The sequence below is a fragment of the Pseudomonas shirazensis genome (assembly GCF_050496565.1).
GTDB classification, from domain to species: domain Bacteria; phylum Pseudomonadota; class Gammaproteobacteria; order Pseudomonadales; family Pseudomonadaceae; genus Aquipseudomonas; species Aquipseudomonas shirazensis_A.
Genome location: NZ_JBNWAE010000001.1, coordinates 18,258 through 37,352 on the forward strand (window position 1 = coordinate 18,258; position 19,095 = coordinate 37,352).

The following is a 19,095-nucleotide window of genomic DNA, read 5'->3' on the forward strand; positions in this document are numbered from 1 at the left end:
ATGAACCGCACTCGAATCGCCGGCCTGCAACTGTTGTTTGGCTGGCTCAACCTGGCACTGGCGGTGCCCAGCATCTACCTGATGTTCGGCATGCCGCTGGTAATGCGCCAGTACGGCTGGAGCGGCACCGAAATCGGCCTGTTTCAACTGGCCGGGCTGCCGGCAGTGTTCAAGTTCCTGCTCGCCGTACCGGTCCAGCGGGTGCGCCTGGGCAAAGGCCATATGGTGCACTGGATGCTGCTGCTCGGCGCCGTGCTGCTGGTCCTGTACTGGTTGATTGGCCGACAGAATCTGATCGAGCAGCGCCTACCGCTGTTCGCCATGACCTTCGCCATCAGCATCATCGCCACCTGGATGGACATCCCGCTGAACGCCCTGGCCGTGCAGTGGCTGCCACGCAGCGAACAGCTGCGCGCTGGCAGCATTCGTTCGGCGGCGTTGTTCATCGGCGCAATCATCGGTGGCGGTGCGATGTTGCTGGTCCAGGCTCGGCTGGGCTGGCTGGCACCGTTTCTGTTCATGGCCGCCGCCCTGCTGCTGGGCCTGCTGCCATTGCTGCTGTTGCGCAAATGGCCTCAGCTGGCCGCCAGCGAAACTGTCGAGCCAGCCGGCCTGGTCGCCGACTGGATGAGTTTCTTCGCCCAGCCCGGCGCCCGCCAGTGGAGCTGGGTATTGCTCAGCGCGTTCCCGTTCATCGGCGCCGCCTGGCTGTACCTCAAGCCGTTGATGCTCGATCAGGGCATGGCCATGGAACAGGTCGCCTGGCTGGTGGGAATCGTCGGCGGCGCCACGGGCGCCGTATCGAGCCTGCTGTTTGGCCGGCTGATACCGGTGCTTGGCACGGCCCGGGCGATTCTGTACTACCTGCTCGCCGCCCTGCTGGCGTTGCTGCTGTTGACCGTCAGCGTATGGCTGCGGCTGGGGCCAGCGTGGCTGACCGCCAGCGTGCTGCTACTCGCGGCGAGCATGGGCGCTGTATCCGCACTGATGTTCGGCTTGACCCTTTGTTTCAGCCGCCGCAGCAGCACCGCCAGCGACTACGGCCTGCAGTCCAGCCTGTTCGTCATCAGCCGCCTGGCTGTGCCGGTTGCCGCCGGGCTGCTGCTCGATCGGCTGGGCCAACACGGCATGCTCGCCTGCCTCAGCGCAGGCCTGCTGATGGCGCTGCTGCTGGCCTGGCGGGTACGCCACAGCATCGCCGGCAGCACCGCTGCTGTGCTCGCGAGCGAACGTAGCAGCGCAGCTAGCCTGGCACCCCGCATCAGTGAGGGCAAAGCATGAAGCAGCGCACCGTCGGCATCTGTCTGGTCAGCGGCGACACCGCGCTGCGTGAAGATGTACAAGCTGTACTGGATCGGCTCAACCACTGGCTGGGCCACGAAACTCCCGCCACCAGCCAGTCATTGCCGGACAGCGGCCCGCAATGCTTGTACCGCCTGGTCGCCGAACAGGCTCAGGCGTATGTTCGCGAGCATGCGCAAAGCCACGGCCTGTATCTGGATCTGCAGGTGTTCGGCAATGCCGGCGCGGCGCGCTCGGCCTTGCACAGCGACCAGGCCAACGACAGCGACTATGTGCTGTTCGACACGCGCCAGCTGGCACTGCAACCGGCCAGCGACCCGCTGCTCGAGCTGCTCGCAGCCCAACCCCAGGCCAAACGCTCGCCCAGCTCAGCGCTGCTGTTGTGTAGCGCAGACGACCTCGGCCACTGGCTCAACCGACTTGGCGGCAACCGCTTGGTGCGGGTGCCCCAGGCCGACCAGGCACTGCGCCGGGCCGATCTGTTGCGGCTGTTTGTCGATCACCTCGAACACGCCTACTTCAACCGCCTGCTGGCCCGGACCACGCTGCAATCGAATGAGCCGGTGGCACTGGCGCGGGATATCCAGCAGCGCATGGACGCCCGCTGGGCCGGGCAATGGGACTGCCACTTCTTCACCGGTTCCATGGTCGCAGGCTTCATCGACTCCATGGGCGCGCTGCTCAAGGGCAGTGGCTGTGGTTTCCATACCGCCAGCAACGAGCACGCCCTGGCCGTCAGCGCCATGGCCGGCTGGCAACTGTACCAACGCGCCTACGTGATCGTGATGACCTCAGGGATGCTTGACGAGATGCGCGGCACGCTGGCCAACCTCAAGCGTGCCGGTGCTCCAGGGCTGGTGATCTGCGCCGACTCGGCGGCAAGCGTCTGGTACGCTTTCCAGGGCACCCTGGACAACGACAACGACGGTCATCAGGTAATTGCCGCACGCGGCCTGTGGCAGCATTTCATCCAGCGCCCGGAGCAATCACGCAGCTGCGTCGAGGCTGCGTTTGCCGCGCTTGACGGGCAACCCGCGCCGACCTTCCTGTTCGCTACCCAGGCGGTACTCGAGTCGCGGGTGGACAGCGGCCCACAGCAACACCTGGCACCTGCGGCGGCGCCTGCACAATCGCTTGGGCCTGACCAACAGGCGGCCCTGGACCAGGTGCTCGATGTACTCAACCACGAACCCGCGCGGATCCTCTGGCAGTGCGGCCGGCTGACCGACAGCGAGCGCCAGCGGGTCATGGCCCTGGCCCAGCGCAGCGGCATCGCCCTGGCCGACAGCATCATCGCGCCTGGCAGCGTCACCGCCTATGCCGATCAGGAGCCGGTGCTCAACTACCTCGGCCCACTGTCGATGTACGGCTTCAGCCGGCGCATGCATGCCTTCCTCGAACAGCCCGAAGCCGAGCAGGGCAAACCGTGGCTGTTTTTCATCAAAAGCAAGATCGACCAGTCGGCCACGCCTTACTCCGAAGGCCGCCTCAAGCGCCTGTTCCACATCGCCCAGGTCAACCGTCGCCGCGAGCACATCGCGCCTTTCACCGAGCTGGCGGTGGAGTTGCCGCTGACCACCTTGCTTGATTATCTGGAACAGCATCTGGCAGTCCCGCCAGCGCTGCTAACAGCCCGGCGCGAGCGCCTGCAACAGCTGCAGCGCACCCGCGAGGCGCTGCCAAGCGACCAGATCGAAACCTTGCCGATGACGCCGAACTACTTCTTCCACAAGCTCGGCCAACTGCTGGCCGAACTGATCGAAGCCGACGGTTATCGCTACACCGGCGTATATGACGTCGGCCGTTGCAGCATCTCGGCGATGCGCAACCTGCCCCGCACCGACGCTGGCTTTTCCGGTTGGTACGGCCGGGCGCTGATGGGCGACGCACTGATGTCGCTGCCCTACATCGCCGTCAACAACCGCCAGCATGTGCTGGCATTCATCGGCGACGGTGCGCGGGCACTGGTGCCGGACATCGAACAACGCCTGGCCACATCGCTGGCCAGCAGCGCCGATGGCAGCCAACGCAACGTTACCGTGATGTACCTGGCCAACGGCGTGCTGTCGATGATCCAGACCTACCTGGACAAACGCTACGCCTGCCACGGTGCCGCTCAGGTCAACGTGCCGGTCGCCGATGGCCCTCTCTGGCAGGAGCACACCTTCGGCCCGATCAGCGTGTGCCACGCCCGCCTCCTGCAGTTCTGCCCAACCACCCTGCGCCAGGCCCTCACCACCCCTGGCCGGCTCAACTTCTTCGACGTCTGGCTTGGCCACAATTCGGAGGGCGATGGCTTGAGCCTGGTCTCCGAAACAGCCTGGAGCCGCCTCAACACAGAGACCCTCTGATGAAATTCGGATTCATTGCTCACCCCACCTCCACCGGCCTGCTGCATCAGGTCAAGCTGGTCGATATGCTCGAACGGACGCTGGGCGAACAAGCCTGGGGCTACGACAGCGCACGTTGGCGCCAACGCAACCTGGTGCCGTTTGTCGAGTTCGGCCGCATCGTCAGCGCCAGCGGTGCCGAGTGTTCGGGGATCCTCCAGTTCATGCCATTGACCGCCGAGCAGATGCTGCGCCAGCCCCGCGCCATCGCCGAACGGGTGCTGCAAGGGGTCAATGCGCTCAAGGCCGAAGGCGCCGATCTGGTTGGCCTGGGCGGCTTCACAGCGATTGTCGGCAACCGTGGCGTAGCCACCATGGAGCAGGCCGAGGTAGCGGTTACCACCGGCAATTCGCTGACTGCCTATGCCGCCTACATCAACCTGCTGGACAGCCTCGAGCTGGTCGGCGTGGCCGCCGAAAACGCCGAAGTGGCGATCCTCGGCTATCCCGGCTCGATCGCCCTGGCAGTGGCACGCCTGCTTGCCGAGCAAGGCTGCCGATTGCGCCTGGTGCACCGCGGCAGCCCGCGCCAGGCACAGGCCCAGCTGGAGTTCCTGCCCGCCCGCTACCACGCCCAGGTCAGCCTGCATGACAGCGTCGAGGACTGCTATGCGAATGTGCGTTTCTACGTGGCAGCAACCTCCAGCGGTGGCCTGATCGACCCGCGTCGGCTGCTGCCAGGCTCAATCGTGATCGACGCTGCGCTGCCCAAGGACGTCATCGACGTCGCCCATGCCCGCAGCGACGTTCTGCTGGTCGACGGCGGCCTGGTCTCGGCCAGCCAGGCGGTGCATCTGGGCATGCGCACGATGGGCCTGGAAGCCAAACGCAGCATGAACGGCTGCCTGGCCGAAACCATTATCCTCGCCCTCGAAGGCCGCGCCGAAGCGTTCTCGATCGGTCGCGAGCTGCCGGTGGCCAAGGTGCTGGAAATCGGAGAGATCGCCGCACGTCACGGCTTCACGCCGTCGCCGATGGCCAGCGACGGCGAATCGCTCGGTGTCGATGACTTTGCTCGTCTGCGTCGCCACCATCACGGCCAGCGGCCGGTGCGCGCCAGTGACAGCCGCGAGGATCCACTGAGCTTGCGCCGTGAAGTGCTCAACAGCTTTGGCGAGCACATCAACCCGGTGCTACGCGAGTTCTACCGCTTCAACCACATCGAGCGGGTGTTCAGCCACGGCGAAGGCTGCTGGCTGACCGACCTGGACGGGCGCCGCTACCTGGACTTCGTTGCCGGCTACGGCTGCCTGAATGCCGGCCACAACCATCCGGCAATCAGCCAGGCCTTGCAGCGTTACCTGCAAGAGCAGTTCCCGACCTTCATCCAGTACTCGTCGGCGCCGCTGCACACCAGCCTGCTGGCCAAGCGCCTGGCCGAACTCGCGCCCGGCGATTTGCGCCGGGTGTTTTTCAGCAACTCCGGCACCGAGGCGGTCGAGGCCGCGCTCAAGCTGGCCCTGGCCGCCAGCGACAAGCGCTGCGTGGTGTATTGCGACAATGGCTACCACGGCAAGACCCTCGGGGCGCTGTCGGTGACCGGCCGAGCCAAGCACCGCACGCCGTTCGAACCGCTGTTGCCGCGTTGCGACAGCCTGCCGTTCGGTGACCTGCCGGCACTGCGCGAACGGTTGGCCAAGGGTGACGTCGCGGCGTTCATCTGTGAACCGATTCAAGGTGAAGGGGGGGTGATTCTGCCGCCGGAGGGCTATCTGGCCGGGGTCCGGGCGCTGTGCGACGAGTTCGACTGCCTGTGGGTCCTCGACGAGATCCAGACCGGCCTGGGCCGCACCGGCAAGCGCTTCGCCTGCGACTGGGAGGCCACTGCGCCAGACATCATGGTGCTGTCCAAGTCGCTCTCCGGCGGCCTTATCCCGATTGGCGCGACGCTGGCGAACGCGGCGGTGTGGCGCCGCGCCTATGGCGATATCGACACCTTCGCCCTGCACACCTCGACCTTCGGCGGCAACAACTTCGCTGCGGCCGCAGCACTGGCGGCGCTGGATGTGCACGAACAGGAGGATCTCACCGGCAATGCCGCGCGAGTCGGCGCGCACCTGCAGCAAGGCTTGCAGCAGGTGGCCGCCCGCTACCCGTTCATCAAGGCGGTGCGCGGTCGCGGGCTGATGCTGGCGATCGAGTTTCACAACGACATGAGCGGCGCCATCGAGGCGCTGGTCAAGGAGATGGCAGGTCGAATTCCGGGACAGCCGGCGGCAACCTACCGCATGCTTTCGAGCAAGGCTCGCCAGCACCTGCAGGCGGCCATGCTCGAGCTTGAGCAGAGCCTGGAAGACATGTTCGTGCTGCGCCTGATGACCAAGCTTTCCGAGGAGCACGGCATCCTCACCTTCGTCACCGCCAACAACAACCGGGTCATGCGCATTCAGCCGCCGCTGGTCTTGAGCATGGCTGAGGCCGACGGTTTCTTGCAGGCGTTTGCCAGCAGCTGCGCGGATCTGGCGACTTTCGAGTCTTGAGTCGAGCGTAGCGGCCCTGGGATTTGTACCACGCCGCAGAGGGCCGCCAGGCAGTTCTTTGCGGCGGTCCGGGGTCTCGGTAAACCCGCAGGTTGTAGCGGCCAGCGCCCTGCATAGGTTTTTCACGCGGACTCATACGAAACCCCTCCTCCAGTGGATTGAATCCACCTCCAGCACAATTGAAAATGGTTCCAGTTCGTATCTACTGAATGGAAGAAAGCGATATGACCACCCTACCGCCGCTGGTCGAGCCCGGTGCCGAGCTCACGCGTGAAGAAATCAACCGCTACAGCCGTCATCTACTGATCCCCAACCTCGGTGTGATCGGCCAGCGCCGCTTGAAAAACGCCAAGGTACTAGTGATCGGTGCCGGCGGCCTGGGTTCACCGACCCTGCTCTACCTGGCTGCTGCCGGCATTGGCACGCTGGGCGTGATCGATTTCGACCGGGTCGACGAATCCAACCTGCAGCGCCAGGTGATCCACACCGTCGACAGCATCGGCGAGCTCAAGGTCGAGAGCGCCCGCCAGGCGGTTGCCCCGCTCAACCCGTTGGTCAAGTTCATTGCCCACAATGACCGGCTCGAACCGGAGATGGCGGTGGAGCTGTTCTCGCGCTACGACCTGATCCTTGATGGCACCGATAACTTTGCCACGCGCTATCTGGTCAACGATGCCTGCATCCTCGCCAACAAGCCGTACGTGTGGGGTTCGATCTTCCGCTTCGAAGGCCAGGCTTCGGTGTTCTGGGAGGATGCCCCGGACGGCCGTGGCCTCAACTATCGCGACCTGTATCCAGAGCCTCCACCGCCCGAGCTGGCACCTTCCTGCGCCGAAGGCGGCGTGCTCGGCGTGCTCTGCGCAGCCATCGCATCAATCATGAGCACCGAGGCGATCAAGCTGCTGACCGGTATCGGCGAGCCGCTGCTGGGCCGCCTGATGGTCTACGACGCGCTGGAGATGAGCTATCGCGAACTGCGCATCCGACCGCTGCGCGATCGCCAGGCGGTCACCGCCCTGAGCGACTACCAGGCGTTCTGCGGGCTTGGTCAGGCAAAGCCCGACCACGACTACAGCGTGCCGCTGATCAGCAGCCTGCAGCTGAAGTCGCTCAAGGACGCCGGCAAGGCACCGGTGATCATCGACGTGCGCGAACAGACCGAGTGGGACATCGTGCATATCGATGGCGCCCTGCTGATGCCCAAGACCGCCGAGCTGGCCGCGCAGATCGTCGAGCGTTTTGGCCGCGACACCGAGCTGGTGGTCACCTGCAAATCAGGGGTGCGCGCGCAGGCGGTGTCCAGTGACCTGCGCAAGCTGGGGCTGGACAAGGTGCGCAATCTTGACGGCGGCGTACTGGCCTGGGTGCGAGAAGTCGACCCGGCGCTGCCGAGCTACTGAGGGCGCGGCCATGCCACTGTGCATTACCCGCGAGGCGCTGGAGCAGATCCGCCGCCAGGCCGTTGCCGAACACCCGCTCGAGGCGTGCGGCCTGGTCGCTGCCACCAGTGGCTCGGCGCTGGCCCATCGCGTTGTCGCGATGCGCAATCAGGCGGCCTCGCCGACCTGGTTCAGCTTCGATTCGCGCGAGCAACTGCGGGTCTGGAGCGAACTCGACGAGCGCGATGAGGAATGCCGGGTGATCTACCACTCGCACACGGCCAGCGAAGCCTGGCCGAGCCGCGATGACATCGCCCACGCCAGCGACCCTGAGCTGCATTACCTGATCGTCTCGACCTGGCCCGGCGCCAGGCACGCACTGCGCAGCTTTCGCATCGTTGCCGGGCGGGTTTTCGAAGAACACCTGGCCATCCAGGAATGAATCCGGTCAGCCAGCCAATGGCTGACCCTACAGCACCCTTTCAAGGAGAATCACATGTCGGTTTCAGTCATGGTTCCAACCCTGCTGCGCCCCCTCACCGAAGGCCAGAAAAAGGTCGAAGCGCAGGGCGAGACAGTGCGCCAGCTGATCGACCAGCTCGAGCAACGCTACCCAGGCATCAAGGCGCGCCTGGTGCACGACGATCAGGTACACCGCTTCGTCAATATCTACGTCAACGATGACGACATCCGTTTTGCCGACGGCCTCGCCACGGCGATTGCCGCAGGCGACCGCCTGACCGTGCTGCCGGCCGTGGCCGGCGGCTGAAATCTGTCCGACTCGCAGTTCCCGGCACCATCGCCCAACTCCAAGGTAACCCCCACATGTCCCGTATTCTGCAACAAGGCGGCTTCGCCTGGCGCAGCGGCGCCTGCCTGCCCGCGTGGCAGAGCCTGAGCGCGGCACTGGCGCGCCAGGGTGAGTGCCTGGGCCTGCGCCACCAGGACAGCCAGGCCGAGCCTGACAGCCCGGCGCTGCAACTGCTGCATTCCGATCTACGTCCGCTCCAGACACGCCTGGTGGGCTTGCCCGCCTTGCCTCTGGAGTTGTCTACCGAGTTCACGCTCCAGGCCGCCTGTGGTCTCATGTCGGTGCACGGCCGCGCCAGTGGCAGGCCGCAGGCTCTGGGCGTGAATTATCTCGCCAGCATCAACGCCGCTCTGGCCTGGCAAGGCAGCCTGGCCGCCGCCGTAGGCCAACTGCGCGGCGGTAATTTCACTGATGTCAGCCTGGCCCCGGCTGGCGGCGCCCTGCTCAGCATCGGCCAGTACCTGGCTGGCGCAACTGCCGGCGATGAGGCTGAGCAGCTGCTGCCAGGCCAGGATGACGCGCTCGCCAGGCCGCCGTTCGTCTCCGCCGAAGGTGTGCTGTTCGAACTGGAAACCCTCGACAGCCAACCGTGGCGCCGTTTCTGGACTGCGTTGCAGGTCAGCGATGCGATTGCCGGTCGGGCCTGGCAGCAGTTTCTGTTGCGCTATGCCCGTGCTGTCGCGCCGATGCCGGCCGAGTGCCTGGACGCCCTGGCGCAACTGCCGCTGACGCGCATTCAGGCACTGGCAGCAGACTGCGGCGTGGCGCTGGTGGAACTGCGCAGCCCGGCGCAGCGCTACAGCGATGCCGATTACCCGGCCAGCGCGGCTGCGCCTTGGGACTTGCAGCACGGCCCTGCCGGCGTACCCGGCTCACGTCAGGTACCCGCCACGCTGCCGCTGCAAGGCATTCGGGTGCTGGAGTCGTGCCGCCGGATCCAGGGCCCACTGGCCGGCCATCTACTGACACTGCTCGGCGCCGAAGTGATCCGCCTCGAGCCGCCAGGCGGCGATCCACTACGCAACATGCCGCCCTGCGCCGACGGTTGCTCGGTACGCTTCGATGCCCTCAACCATCGCAAGCATGTGATTGAAGTGGACATCAAGTCGGCGCACGGCCGTGCCCAGATCCATGCACTGTGCGCCGAGGCCGACGTGTTCCTGCACAACTGGGCGCCGGGCAAGGCTGCCGAGCTGGCACTGGATGCGGCCGACCTGCATGCCAGCCAGCCGTCTCTGGTGCACGCCTATGCCGGTGGCTGGGGTGCGGCGCAGGTCGACGCGCCAGGCACCGACTTCACCGTGCAAGCCTGGTCAGGCGTGGCAGGACGCATTGCCAGCGCCTCCGGCACAGGGGGCGGCACGCTGTTTACCGCACTCGATGTGCTCGGCGGAGTGATCAGCGCCCAAGGCATCTGCGCCGCGCTGCTCGAACGTGAGCTACACGGCCACGGCAGCCAGTTGCACAGCTCGCTGCTGGGCGCTGCCGACCTGCTGCTCGACCGCGACAGCGGCGCGCTTGCACCAAGCCTGCTGCAAGGCGTGTTCGCCACTGGCGATGGCTTGCTCGCGATCGACTGCCAGACCCGCCAGCAATACCAGGCCCTGACCCAGTTACTGGGGGCCGAGCCTGAGCCGCGGCACCTGCCGCAGCTGTTGGCTGACGCCCGCAGCGAAGACTGGCTGGATGCCTGCCAGCAGGCCGGCGTCCCCGCCAGCATTGCCCATCAAGACCTTGCCGTACTCGCCGCCGACCCGCGCCTGGCGCCAAGCCTGGGCCAACGCGCCTATCGATCTGTCCAATCTCCGTGGAGTTTCACATGAATACTGCCGGCATCATCGACCTGGTCCCTTTGCACACCCGCCGTCGCTGGGCTGAAGACGGCAGCTACCCCAATCAGGATGTGTTCAGCCTGTTCCGCGTGCGGGTCGCGCAAGCGCCTGACAAAGCTGCCGTACTCTCGCCAGAGGGCAACATCAGCTATGCCGCGCTACTCGATGCCGCCCTGCGCCTGGCCAACAGCCTGCGCCAGGCGGGCATCGTCGCCGGTGACGTGGTCGCCTATCAGCTGAGCAACAGCTGGCGTTGCTGTGCCATCGACCTGGCGGTAGCCGCGCTGGGCGCGATTGTCGCGCCGTTCCCACCTGGGCGCGGCAAGCTCGACATCCAGGCCATGGTGCGCCGCTGCGACGCGCGCGCGGTGATCGTGCCGCAGAGTTATGCCGACATCGACCTGTGCGAAGTGATCGAGTCGCTGCGCCCGACCCTGTTGTCCTTGCGGGTATTGATCGTCGATGGCCCTGCGCGCTCCGGCTGGTCGACCCTCGACGCGCTGCTCGCCGAGCCGCCATTGGCCTTGACCAGCCTGCCCGCAGTCTGCCCAGACTCGCCGGTACGCTTGCTGGTGTCATCCGGCACCGAGTCCGAACCCAAGCTGGTGGCCTATTCACACAATGCGCTGGTCGGCGGCCGCGGCCGCTTCTTGCAACGTATCAGCGACGACGGCGCGGCGTTCCGCGGGCTGTACCTGGTGCCGCTGGGTTCGTCATTCGGCTCGACCGCAACCTTTGGTGTACTGAGCTGGCTGGGCGGATCACTGGTGGTGCTGCCCCGCTTCGACGTCGCCGAGGCGATCAAGGCGATCGAGCAACTACGCCCAAGCTTCATTCTCGGCGTGCCGACCATGCTCCAACGGATTGCCGCCGACCCGGCCCTGGCCAACATCGACAAGTCGAGCCTACGCGGATTGATCTGTGGTGGCTCACTGATCGATGAAGCGACGGTGCTGCGCTGCACGGAAAACTTCGGCTGCGGCTTCATCAGCCTGTATGGCTCGGCCGACGGCGTGAACTGCCACAACACCCTCGACGACCCCATCGAGGTGGTGCTGGGCAGTGTCGGCAAACCGAACCCGGCGGTGTGTGAAATCCGCATCGTCGACGACCTCGGTCACGAGCTGCCCCAAGGCGATGTCGGCGAAATCACCGCACGCGGGCCGCTGAGCCCGATGCAGTACGTCAACGCCCCCGAGCTCGACGAGCGCTACCGAGACGCCGAGGGCTGGGTCAAGACGGGTGACCTCGGCTTTATCGACCCCCAGGGCTACCTGGTGCTGGCCGGGCGCAAGAAAGACATCATCATCCGCGGCGGCGCCAATATCAGCCCGGTGCAGATCGAAGGCCTGGTGATGGCTCACCCCGATGTGGTCACCGTGGCTTGCGTGGCGGTGCCGGACCCTGACCTGGGGCAACGCGTGTGCCTGTGCGTGACCCTGCGCGAGGGTGCCCAGCGCTTCGCCCTGGCCGATATCAGCAGCTTTTTGCGCGAGCAGGGCCTGGAGGTCAACAAACTGCCCGAGTACCTGCGCTTCTACCGTCACCTGCCGCTGACCCCCGCCGGCAAGATCGACAAGCGCGCCCTGGCCGCCGACGCCGCCGGGCTTGCCGAACCCGCACGGCAGGTGGGCTGAGCCATGCCGATCAACCCTGACGCTAACCTGCAACTGGCGCAACGCGTGCGCTGTTTCGTCGAGCAACACATTCTGCCGCACGAGCTTGTTCTTGGCGCCTGCGATAGTGCTGCGGGCGCGCTCGCAGCTACTCTGCAGGAGCAGGCCAAGGCCGCCGGCGTGTTCGGTAATTTTTACCCGCACGCCGATGGCCGCCGGCCGCTGACCTTGCGCGAGTATCTGCCCATCGCCGCAGAAGAAGGCCGCAGCGAGTTCGCTCCGGCAATTCTCGGCGGTGACGCCAGCCTCGACGCCTACATGCTCAGCCGCCATGCCAACGCCGAGTTGCGCGAGCGCTACCTGCTGCCCTTGCTGCGGGGTGAGCAGGTACCTTGCTACGCCATGTCAGAGCCGGACAGCATCGGCTCGATCCCGGCAACCCTGACCAGCCGCGCCCAGTGGCAGGGCGATCACTGGACGCTGAACGCCCGCAAGTGGTTCATCTGCCGGGCCGGTCGGGCCGACTTTGCCACCGTCATCGCGCGCACGGCCGATGGCCCGCTGCAGCAGTCGCTGTCGATGCTGCTGGTCGCCAGCGACAGCCCAGGCTTTGAGTGGGTGCGCCCGCTGGCCCTGCTCGGGCGCCAGCAAGGCCAGGGCGAATTGCTGTTCAAGGACGTGCGCGTCGAGCCTGAGCATGTGCTCGGCGAAGCCGGCCAGGGCATCGCGCTGATGCAACGCCGGCTCGGCCTTGGCCGCCTGCTGCGCGCCGCGCATTGGCTGGGCCTGGCCCAGCGCTGCTTCGACGACCTCTGCGCGCGGGTGCATTCGCCCCGTGGCGAGCTGGCGCGGTTGGCCGACAAGCAACTGGTGCGCGCACGGGTCTACCGGGTGTTTCGCGATATCGCTGCGGCCCGTGGCCTGCTCGAAGATGCTGCAGACAAGTTCGATTGCGGCCAGGCCAATGCCATCGAGGTCAACCTGGCCAAGCTGGCGGCATCCGAGGCATTGTCCACGGCAGTCGATTCGGCAGTGCAGATCATGGGCGCCGAGGGGCTGAGTGACTTGTCGCCTTTGTCGGGAATCTACCGCTGTGCGCGCAGTACCCACATCCTTGACGGCACCGACGATGCACTGATCAGCAACCTCGGCCGCGACCTGCTCAGCGCTACCGCGCCAGGCCGGGTCTTCGATTGCCGCTCGCCTTCGCTGAATCTGGCCAAGGTGGCGCCATGAGCAAGCACGCGCCACTGGCCGTTCTGTTGATCTGCGCCATGGGCCTGCCGATGATGGTGTTCTACGCCCTCGGCGTGCTCGGCCCGCAATTGATCGCCGAACTCGATATCGGCCGGGATCAGTTGGGCTGGCTGACCACCAGTGCCTTTGGCCTGGCAGCAGTGCTGTCGCCGTGGGCTGGCACGCTGGTGCAAAGGATCGGTTCGCGCGCAGGCCTGATGGCGCTGTTCCTGCTGGTGGCGCTGTCGTTCAGCCTGATGGCGGTGCTGCCTGGCTTCACCGGCGTGGTCATCGCGCTGCTGTTCTGCGGCATTGCCCAGGCACTGGCCAACCCCGCCACCAACCAGGCCATCGCCCTTGCTGCCAATGCGCCCAAGGCCTCGCTGGTGGGCCTCAAACAGGCTGGCGTGCAGGCATCGGCACTGATTGCCGGGCTGGCGTTGCCGCCCCTCAGCGCCTGGCTCGGCTGGCGTCTGGCACTGGCCTGCTGGGTGCCGCTGGCAGTAGTGCTGGCGCTGCTGGTGCCGTTACGCATAGCGGCGCCGGCGGCTGGGCCGAAACCGCCGCTGCGCCTGACCAGGGCCAACGGCTGGCTGCTGCGGCTGATGGCGATTCAGGCCTGCGCAGGGCTGTGCCTGTCGGGTTTCATCAGCTATTTCGGAGTGTATGCCAACAGCCTTGGCGTCGATGCTGGCGCCATCGGCCTGATGGTCAGTGTGTTTGGTCTGATGGGCATCCTTTCGCGCTTGCTGTTGACCCCATTGGCCGCGCGGCTCAAGGATGAAACTGTGCTGCTGGGCGGGCTGTTCCTGTTTGCCCTGGCCACGTTGCTGGTCATGCAGCAGGCCGCAGCAGGTCGCCACTGGCCGCTGTGGGCCGGCGTCAGCGGTATGGGCCTGAGCCTGGTGGCGAGCAACGCGGTGGCGATGAGCATGTTGTTGCGCGACCCCCGTTTCGGCGCTGCAGCAAGCAGCGCGGGCATGCTGTCGCTGGGCTTCTTTGGCGGAATCGCGCTCGGCCCGCCGCTGTTCGGCTTGCTGCTGCGCCAGCCAGGTGGCTTCTCTGCAGCCTGGTCGTTGTTGCTCTTCGCCCTCTGCGCAGGGGCTGCGCTGTGCCGCAGCCTGTACCGTGCGCGCCGTGCCGAGGAGGCCTGCAAGCATGCCGGAACAGCGTAAACGCCAGGCCACGATCAACGCACTGCTCAAGCAAGTGGAGGCGGTTTCACGCCAGTGCGGCGAGCAATTTCCGCTGTACCGCCTGGCGCGGGAAAAACAGTGGAAGCTGTCGCGCCGGGGTTCCTGGCTTGGCGGCTTCTGGGCGGCGCTGTGGTGGCGCCGTGCAGCGCTCACGGAGCTGAGTGAAGACTTCGACCGGGCCTCGTTCTGGTGTCGGCAACTGGCCGCTCAAGTAGACGAGCCGAGCGTCAATCGCAGCTTCGTGTTCTGGTACGGCGCGGCGCTTGGCGGCCGCCTGAGCGCAGCCGACGACGCACGCCAGATGGCTTGCCGCGCCGCAGACGCGCTGGCCAGGGATTATCGCCCGGACCTCGGCGGCTGGCCGCTGGGCTCCGGCATGGGCGCAGGCGACAAAGGCCAACTGAGCCTGGATATCGACGCCTTGGCACCGACCCTGGCGCTGATGCACCTGCAGCGCGATGCCGAGCAGATGGCCATGGCCCGCAGCCATCTGCAGTTGTGCCTGCGCACGTTGCGCACCGCTTCTGGCGCCTGGGCCAGCCATGCCCGCTGGCAGGCCGATGGCAGTGTTGTCCAGGGCCCGGCCGGGCAGTGGGCGCGCGGGCAGGCCTGGGCCATGCTCGGCCTGGCAGAAGCGGTCGGTTTGTATGGTGGAGCTTATGCCGAGCCAGCACGCGAGGCTTGCGAGTTCTGGATCCGGCGCTGGGGCCAGGCTGCCGGCCAGGGCACGCTCAAGGCTGAAGAGGCAGACCCCTGCGCGATAGCGATCGCGTCGCTGGCGCTGCTGCGCCTGTGGCAGTGCCTGCCGGGGCTGAACCACTGGCGTGAACTGGCCTGCCAGCAGCTTGCCGCGCTGCTGTCCGCGCCGGTGCAGCAGGGCTGCTTCGTCGGCCACTTTTACCGGGTCGGCCCAGATCAGGACCAATTGGTCGAATCAGCCTGTGCGACGTACTTTCTGCTCGAAGCGCTGATCGCTCAGGACCAGGTGTTGGCCCTACGCGGCGGCATTGCCGGCTGGTGAGTGGCGCCGCAGGGGGGCGCGCAGTGCTGGTCAGCACCTGGACCGCCCATGAATTTCTCGTCACGCGGCCACATGAGAAACGATTTCGTTTACCATTGTTTCCAAATATGTAGCCGTAAGCGAGGAAGTACCCGCATGACGATCCGTCCGCAACCGCTGATGCGCACCCTGGCCGCCGCTGTTCTGAGCCTGGTGATTGGCGCACCGGCCGCCATGGCAGACGCGCCGGTCAGCCTGACCCTGTACAACGGTCAGCACAAGGAAATCGGCGAAGCCATCGCCAAGGCCTACGAGGCCAAGACCGGCATCCATATCAATATCCGCAAGGGCAGCAGCAATCAGCTGGCCAGCCAGATCATCGAAGAAGGCGACCGCTCGCCCGCCGATGTCATCTATACCGAAGAGTCGCCACCGCTGAACAACCTCGGCGAGCTCGGCCTGCTGGCCAAGATCGATGACGCCACCCTGAATATGCTGCCCAAGGAATACGTGGCCAGCAACGGCACCTGGATGGGCGTGACTGCGCGCACCCGCGTGGTGGTGTTCAACCCGAAAAAAATCGACGAAAAAGACCTGCCGCAATCGGTCATGGATTTCGCCGACCCTGAGTGGGACGGCCGCATCGGCTTCGTGCCTACCAGCGGCGCGTTCCAGGAGCAGGCGGTCGCCATCCTGAAAATGCATGGCCGTGAAGCCGCCGAAGAATGGCTGACTGGCCTCAAGGCGTTCGGCAAGACCTACACCAACAACATGGTCGCGTTGAAGGCTGTGGAAAAAGGCGAAGTCGCCGCGGTGCTGGTCAACAACTATTACTGGTACGCGCTTGAGCGCGAGCGCGGCAAGCTTGATTCCAAGCTGTACTACCTGGCCGATGGCGATGCCGGTGGCCTGGTGACCATCTCGGGCGCTGCCGCTGTGAAAGCCAGCAAGCACCCAAAAGAAGCCCAGGCACTGCTCAACTGGATGGCCAGCGAAGAAGGCCAGCGTGTGATCACCCAGACCACCGCGGAATACCCGCTGCACAAAGGCATGGTCTCGGACCGCGGCCTGAAGCCATTCGATGAGCTGCGCCCACCGAAGATCACCCCCGCCGACCTGGGCAATGCCGAGGAAGCGCTGGAGCTGGAACGTGAGGTTGGTCTGCTCTGATGACTGCCGCCCTGCCCCAAGCGGCCCAGGCGCGTTTCGTGCCTCGCCGCAAGCGCCCGTCGATCTGGGTGCTGCTGCCGGTTCTGTTTCTGGTAGCGATGAGCTTGCTGCCGTTGCTGTACGTCGCCATGAAAGCCTGGGAAGCCGGCTGGCAGGAGGCGTTGCATCTGCTTTGGCGGCCGTTCGTCTGGGGCTTGCTGCGCAATACCCTGCTACTTATGGTCGGCGTAACCGCGGTGTGCATGGTGCTCGGTCTGGCACTGGCCTGGCTGCTCGAGCGCAGCGACCTGCCGGGGCGGCGCATGTGGGGCGTGGTGCTGTGTCTGCCGTTTGCCGTGCCGTCGTTTGTCAGCAGCTTTACCTGGGTGTCGCTGAGCTCGGACTTCGAGGGCCTCGGTGGGGCAATCATGGTCATGGCGCTGTCCAAGTACCCGCTGATCTTCTTGCCGGTTGCGGCGACCTTGCGCAATGTCGACAGCTCACTGGAAGAGTCGGCAAGGACCCTCGGCTGCAGCCGCTGGGGGGTGTACCGCAAGGTCACCCTGCCGCTGCTGTGGCCGGCGATGCTCGGCGGCGCCTTGCTGATCGCGCTGCACATGCTGGTCGAGTTCGGCGCCCTGTCGATTCTTGGCCTGCAGACCTTCACCACGGCGATCTATCAGCAGTTCGAACTGGAGTTCAGCAACGCCAACGCGGCGATGCTCTCGGCGGTGCTGCTGGCGCTGTGCCTGATCATGCTCACGCTGGAGCTACGCGTGCGCGGCAAGGCGCGCCATGTGCGCATTGGCCAGGGTGTGGCGCGGCGCGCGCAGCCGATCAAGCTGGGCGGCTTCACGGCTGTGGGCCAGTTGTTCTGCCTGGCGTTGGCGGTGCTGGGTAGTGGTATTCCACTGGCGATGCTCGGCTACTGGCTGAGTGTCGGCTCGTCGGCAGCGTTTCCTGTGGGCGAGATCAGCCAAGCGCTGCTCACCTCGCTCTCGGTATCGCTGGGCGGCGCCGGGTTCTGCGTCGTGCTGGCACTGCCGATCAGTTTCCTGGTAGTGCGCTACAAGGGTCGCCTGGCGATCTGGGCCGAGCGCCTGCCGTACCTGCTGCATGCACTGCCGGGCCTGGTGATCGCGCTGACGCTGGTGTTCTTCGCTCTGCACTACGTGCCAGCGCTTTACCAGACCACGGCGCTGTTGCTGCTAGCCTATGCCTTGCTGTTCCTGCCACTGGCCCAAGCACCGGTGCGCACGGCGCTGAACAAGGCCTCGCCAACGCTTGAAGAGGCGGCCCGGACCTTGGGCGCAAGCAGCTTCAGCGCGTTTTGCCGGGTCACTCTGCCGATCATCTTCCCGGCGCTGGCAGCAGCATTTGCGCTGGTGTTCCTGGATGCCATGAAGGAGCTGACCGCGACTCTGCTGCTCAGCCCGACCGGGATGACTACCCTGGCAACTGAAGTGTGGGCACACACCGCCAACGTCGAGTTCGCTGCCGCGGCGCCCTATGCAGCGCTGTTGATTGTGGTGTCGGGCCTGCCGGTGTATCTGCTGACCACGCGGATGTATCTGAACCGGGCCTGAGACAGGCAAGGGGCTGCGCATGCGGCCCTTTCAAGGTTTTATGAAATTGCGCTTGTCGTGAGATCGTCGGGGCCGCTGCGCGCCCCTTTCGCGACACAAGGCCGCTCCTACAGAGGCCGCGACAATCTGGGCGGACGCGGTCGGGGTAGGAGCGGCCTTGTGTCGCGAAAGGGGCGCGTAGCGGCCCCGACGATCTGACAACGAATACAATTTCAGAACCCTGACTCTTATGCGCGGAACTGGCCCAGGCTGGCGCGCAACTGCGACGCCAGATCATCCAGTACCTTGCCGCTGGCGGTCGTCTGCATCACCACCTCGGCCGAGCGCTCGGCCTGGGCATGAATCGTCTCGACCCTGCCGCGCACCGCTTGTGCACCGTGCGCCTGCTGCTCGGCAGCGCGGGTCGCCAGGCCAATCGCTGCATGCACCTGCTCGACTGCGGCCTGCACCGATTGCTGGCGGCGCTCGTTATCGCGCAGCACCAGCAAGCCTTCGCTGGCCTGGCGCCCGGCCTGGCTGATAGTCGCCACCGCCTGCTTGGCGCCTTGCTGCAGGGCAACGATATGCGCCTGAATGTCCCCAGTCGAACTCTGGGTCTTGCTCGCCAGCGCCCGCACCTCGTCGGCCACCACCGCAAAGCCACGCCCGGTCTCACCGGCGCGGGCAGCTTCAATGGCCGCGTTGAGGGCAAGCAGGTTGGTTTGCTCGGCAATGCCGTGGATCACCGTCAGCACCACCTCGATCTGCTCACTCTGCTTGGCCAGCCGCTCGATCACCTGCGAGCCAGCATCGACCTGCCCGGCGAGGTTTTCGATCAAGCCGGCAAGCTGGGTCGAGGTGCGGCTGTTTTCGTCGGTGGCCTGGCGGATATCGACCACCTGCTGCAGGGCGGCCTGCATCGCATGGCTCTCGGCTTGGGCTTCGTCGGCCATGCCGGACAGGTCGCGCAAGCTGGCCGCCACTGCGTCACGCTGCAAGGCTGCGGCCGCGTCGGCACCGGCGCTGCGCTGGGTCATTACGCCAATTTCGACGCCGGTGCGCTGGGCGACTTCACCCGCTTCGCGGACGATCGGCTGCAGCTTGTCGACAAAGCGATTGACCGCTGCCGCCATGTCGCC

13 protein-coding genes and 1 pseudogene are annotated in these 19,095 nt (G+C 65.8%); 13 read left to right on the forward strand and 1 reads right to left on the reverse strand.

Going from position 1 to position 19,095, the window contains the following annotated elements; translation table 11 throughout:
- The 13 genes from ACQZ2L_RS00080 to ACQZ2L_RS00140 all read left to right on the forward strand — a co-directional run bounded on the left by ACQZ2L_RS00080 (position 1) and on the right by ACQZ2L_RS00140 (position 17,977).
- On the forward strand, positions 1 to 1,281 hold the full coding sequence (locus tag ACQZ2L_RS00080) for an MFS transporter (RefSeq protein WP_430324230.1): 1,281 nt from the start codon (positions 1 to 3) through the stop codon (positions 1,279 to 1,281).
- Complete coding sequence (locus ACQZ2L_RS00085) at positions 1,278 to 3,653, forward strand: decarboxylase (RefSeq protein WP_430324231.1); 2,376 nt, start codon at positions 1,278 to 1,280, stop codon at positions 3,651 to 3,653. Before ACQZ2L_RS00080 ends, ACQZ2L_RS00085 begins: the two co-directional genes overlap by 4 nt.
- On the forward strand, positions 3,653 to 6,172 hold the full coding sequence (locus tag ACQZ2L_RS00090) for an aminotransferase class III-fold pyridoxal phosphate-dependent enzyme (protein WP_430324232.1): 2,520 nt from the start codon (positions 3,653 to 3,655) through the stop codon (positions 6,170 to 6,172). Before ACQZ2L_RS00085 ends, ACQZ2L_RS00090 begins: the two co-directional genes overlap by 1 nt.
- Before the next feature lie 224 nt (positions 6,173 to 6,396).
- Positions 6,397 to 7,572, forward strand: a complete 1,176-nt coding sequence (moeB, locus tag ACQZ2L_RS00095; RefSeq protein ID WP_430324233.1) for a molybdopterin-synthase adenylyltransferase MoeB — start codon at positions 6,397 to 6,399, stop codon at positions 7,570 to 7,572.
- A gap of 10 nt (positions 7,573 to 7,582) precedes the next feature.
- Positions 7,583 to 7,993, forward strand: coding sequence for a Mov34/MPN/PAD-1 family protein (locus tag ACQZ2L_RS00100; protein WP_430324234.1), 411 nt, complete (start codon positions 7,583 to 7,585; stop codon positions 7,991 to 7,993).
- A gap of 54 nt (positions 7,994 to 8,047) precedes the next feature.
- Positions 8,048 to 8,320: a MoaD/ThiS family protein gene (locus ACQZ2L_RS00105; protein ID WP_430324235.1), complete on the forward strand. Its 273-nt coding sequence runs from the start codon at positions 8,048 to 8,050 to the stop codon at positions 8,318 to 8,320.
- Positions 8,321 to 8,376: 56 nt separating this feature from the next.
- Positions 8,377 to 10,185 carry a CoA transferase gene (locus ACQZ2L_RS00110; RefSeq protein WP_430324236.1) on the forward strand — a complete coding sequence of 603 codons (1,809 nt, stop codon included), beginning with the start codon at positions 8,377 to 8,379 and terminating at the stop codon, positions 10,183 to 10,185.
- Positions 10,182 to 11,831, forward strand: a complete 1,650-nt coding sequence (locus ACQZ2L_RS00115) for a class I adenylate-forming enzyme family protein (RefSeq protein WP_430324237.1) — start codon at positions 10,182 to 10,184, stop codon at positions 11,829 to 11,831. Before ACQZ2L_RS00110 ends, ACQZ2L_RS00115 begins: the two co-directional genes overlap by 4 nt.
- Positions 11,832 to 11,834: 3 nt before the next feature.
- Complete coding sequence (locus ACQZ2L_RS00120; protein WP_430324238.1) at positions 11,835 to 13,046, forward strand: acyl-CoA dehydrogenase family protein; 1,212 nt, start codon at positions 11,835 to 11,837, stop codon at positions 13,044 to 13,046.
- On the forward strand, positions 13,043 to 14,221 hold the full coding sequence (locus ACQZ2L_RS00125) for a CynX/NimT family MFS transporter (protein WP_430324239.1): 1,179 nt from the start codon (positions 13,043 to 13,045) through the stop codon (positions 14,219 to 14,221). Before ACQZ2L_RS00120 ends, ACQZ2L_RS00125 begins: the two co-directional genes overlap by 4 nt.
- Positions 14,205 to 15,263 carry a glucuronyl hydrolase gene (locus ACQZ2L_RS00130; RefSeq protein WP_430324240.1) on the forward strand — a complete coding sequence of 353 codons (1,059 nt, stop codon included), beginning with the start codon at positions 14,205 to 14,207 and terminating at the stop codon, positions 15,261 to 15,263. Before ACQZ2L_RS00125 ends, ACQZ2L_RS00130 begins: the two co-directional genes overlap by 17 nt.
- A 135-nt stretch (positions 15,264 to 15,398) precedes the next feature.
- A complete protein-coding gene (locus ACQZ2L_RS00135) occupies positions 15,399 to 16,412 on the forward strand; it encodes an extracellular solute-binding protein (protein WP_314876332.1) in 1,014 nt (337 codons plus the stop codon).
- The gene (locus ACQZ2L_RS00140) at positions 16,412 to 17,977 is read left to right on the forward strand and encodes an ABC transporter permease (RefSeq protein WP_430324241.1); all 1,566 of its coding nucleotides are present in this window, start codon (positions 16,412 to 16,414) and stop codon (positions 17,975 to 17,977) included. The genes ACQZ2L_RS00135 and ACQZ2L_RS00140 overlap by 1 nt, the downstream gene beginning before the upstream one ends.
- Positions 17,978 to 18,204: 227 nt before the next feature.
- On the opposite strand, the pseudogene ACQZ2L_RS00145 reads toward ACQZ2L_RS00140, so the two are convergent.
- Positions 18,205 to 18,720: pseudogene (locus tag ACQZ2L_RS00145) on the reverse strand (methyl-accepting chemotaxis protein); the annotation flags it as partial.
- Positions 18,721 to 19,095 lie beyond the last annotated feature (375 nt).

Bases quoted from the DNA above. Each gene is read 5' to 3' on its own strand.
- ACQZ2L_RS00080 (WP_430324230.1), top strand. From the start codon at position 1: ATGAACCGCACTCGAATCGCCGGCCTGCAACTGTTGTTTGGCTGGCTC.
- ACQZ2L_RS00085 (WP_430324231.1), top strand. From the start codon at position 1,278: ATGAAGCAGCGCACCGTCGGCATCTGTCTGGTCAGCGGCGACACCGCG.
- ACQZ2L_RS00090 (WP_430324232.1), top strand. From the start codon at position 3,653: ATGAAATTCGGATTCATTGCTCACCCCACCTCCACCGGCCTGCTGCAT.
- moeB (WP_430324233.1), top strand. From the start codon at position 6,397: ATGACCACCCTACCGCCGCTGGTCGAGCCCGGTGCCGAGCTCACGCGT.
- ACQZ2L_RS00100 (WP_430324234.1), top strand. From the start codon at position 7,583: ATGCCACTGTGCATTACCCGCGAGGCGCTGGAGCAGATCCGCCGCCAG.
- ACQZ2L_RS00105 (WP_430324235.1), top strand. From the start codon at position 8,048: ATGTCGGTTTCAGTCATGGTTCCAACCCTGCTGCGCCCCCTCACCGAA.
- ACQZ2L_RS00110 (WP_430324236.1), top strand. From the start codon at position 8,377: ATGTCCCGTATTCTGCAACAAGGCGGCTTCGCCTGGCGCAGCGGCGCC.
- ACQZ2L_RS00115 (WP_430324237.1), top strand. From the start codon at position 10,182: ATGAATACTGCCGGCATCATCGACCTGGTCCCTTTGCACACCCGCCGT.
- ACQZ2L_RS00120 (WP_430324238.1), top strand. From the start codon at position 11,835: ATGCCGATCAACCCTGACGCTAACCTGCAACTGGCGCAACGCGTGCGC.
- ACQZ2L_RS00125 (WP_430324239.1), top strand. From the start codon at position 13,043: ATGAGCAAGCACGCGCCACTGGCCGTTCTGTTGATCTGCGCCATGGGC.
- ACQZ2L_RS00130 (WP_430324240.1), top strand. From the start codon at position 14,205: ATGCCGGAACAGCGTAAACGCCAGGCCACGATCAACGCACTGCTCAAG.
- ACQZ2L_RS00135 (WP_314876332.1), top strand. From the start codon at position 15,399: ATGACGATCCGTCCGCAACCGCTGATGCGCACCCTGGCCGCCGCTGTT.
- ACQZ2L_RS00140 (WP_430324241.1), top strand. From the start codon at position 16,412: ATGACTGCCGCCCTGCCCCAAGCGGCCCAGGCGCGTTTCGTGCCTCGC.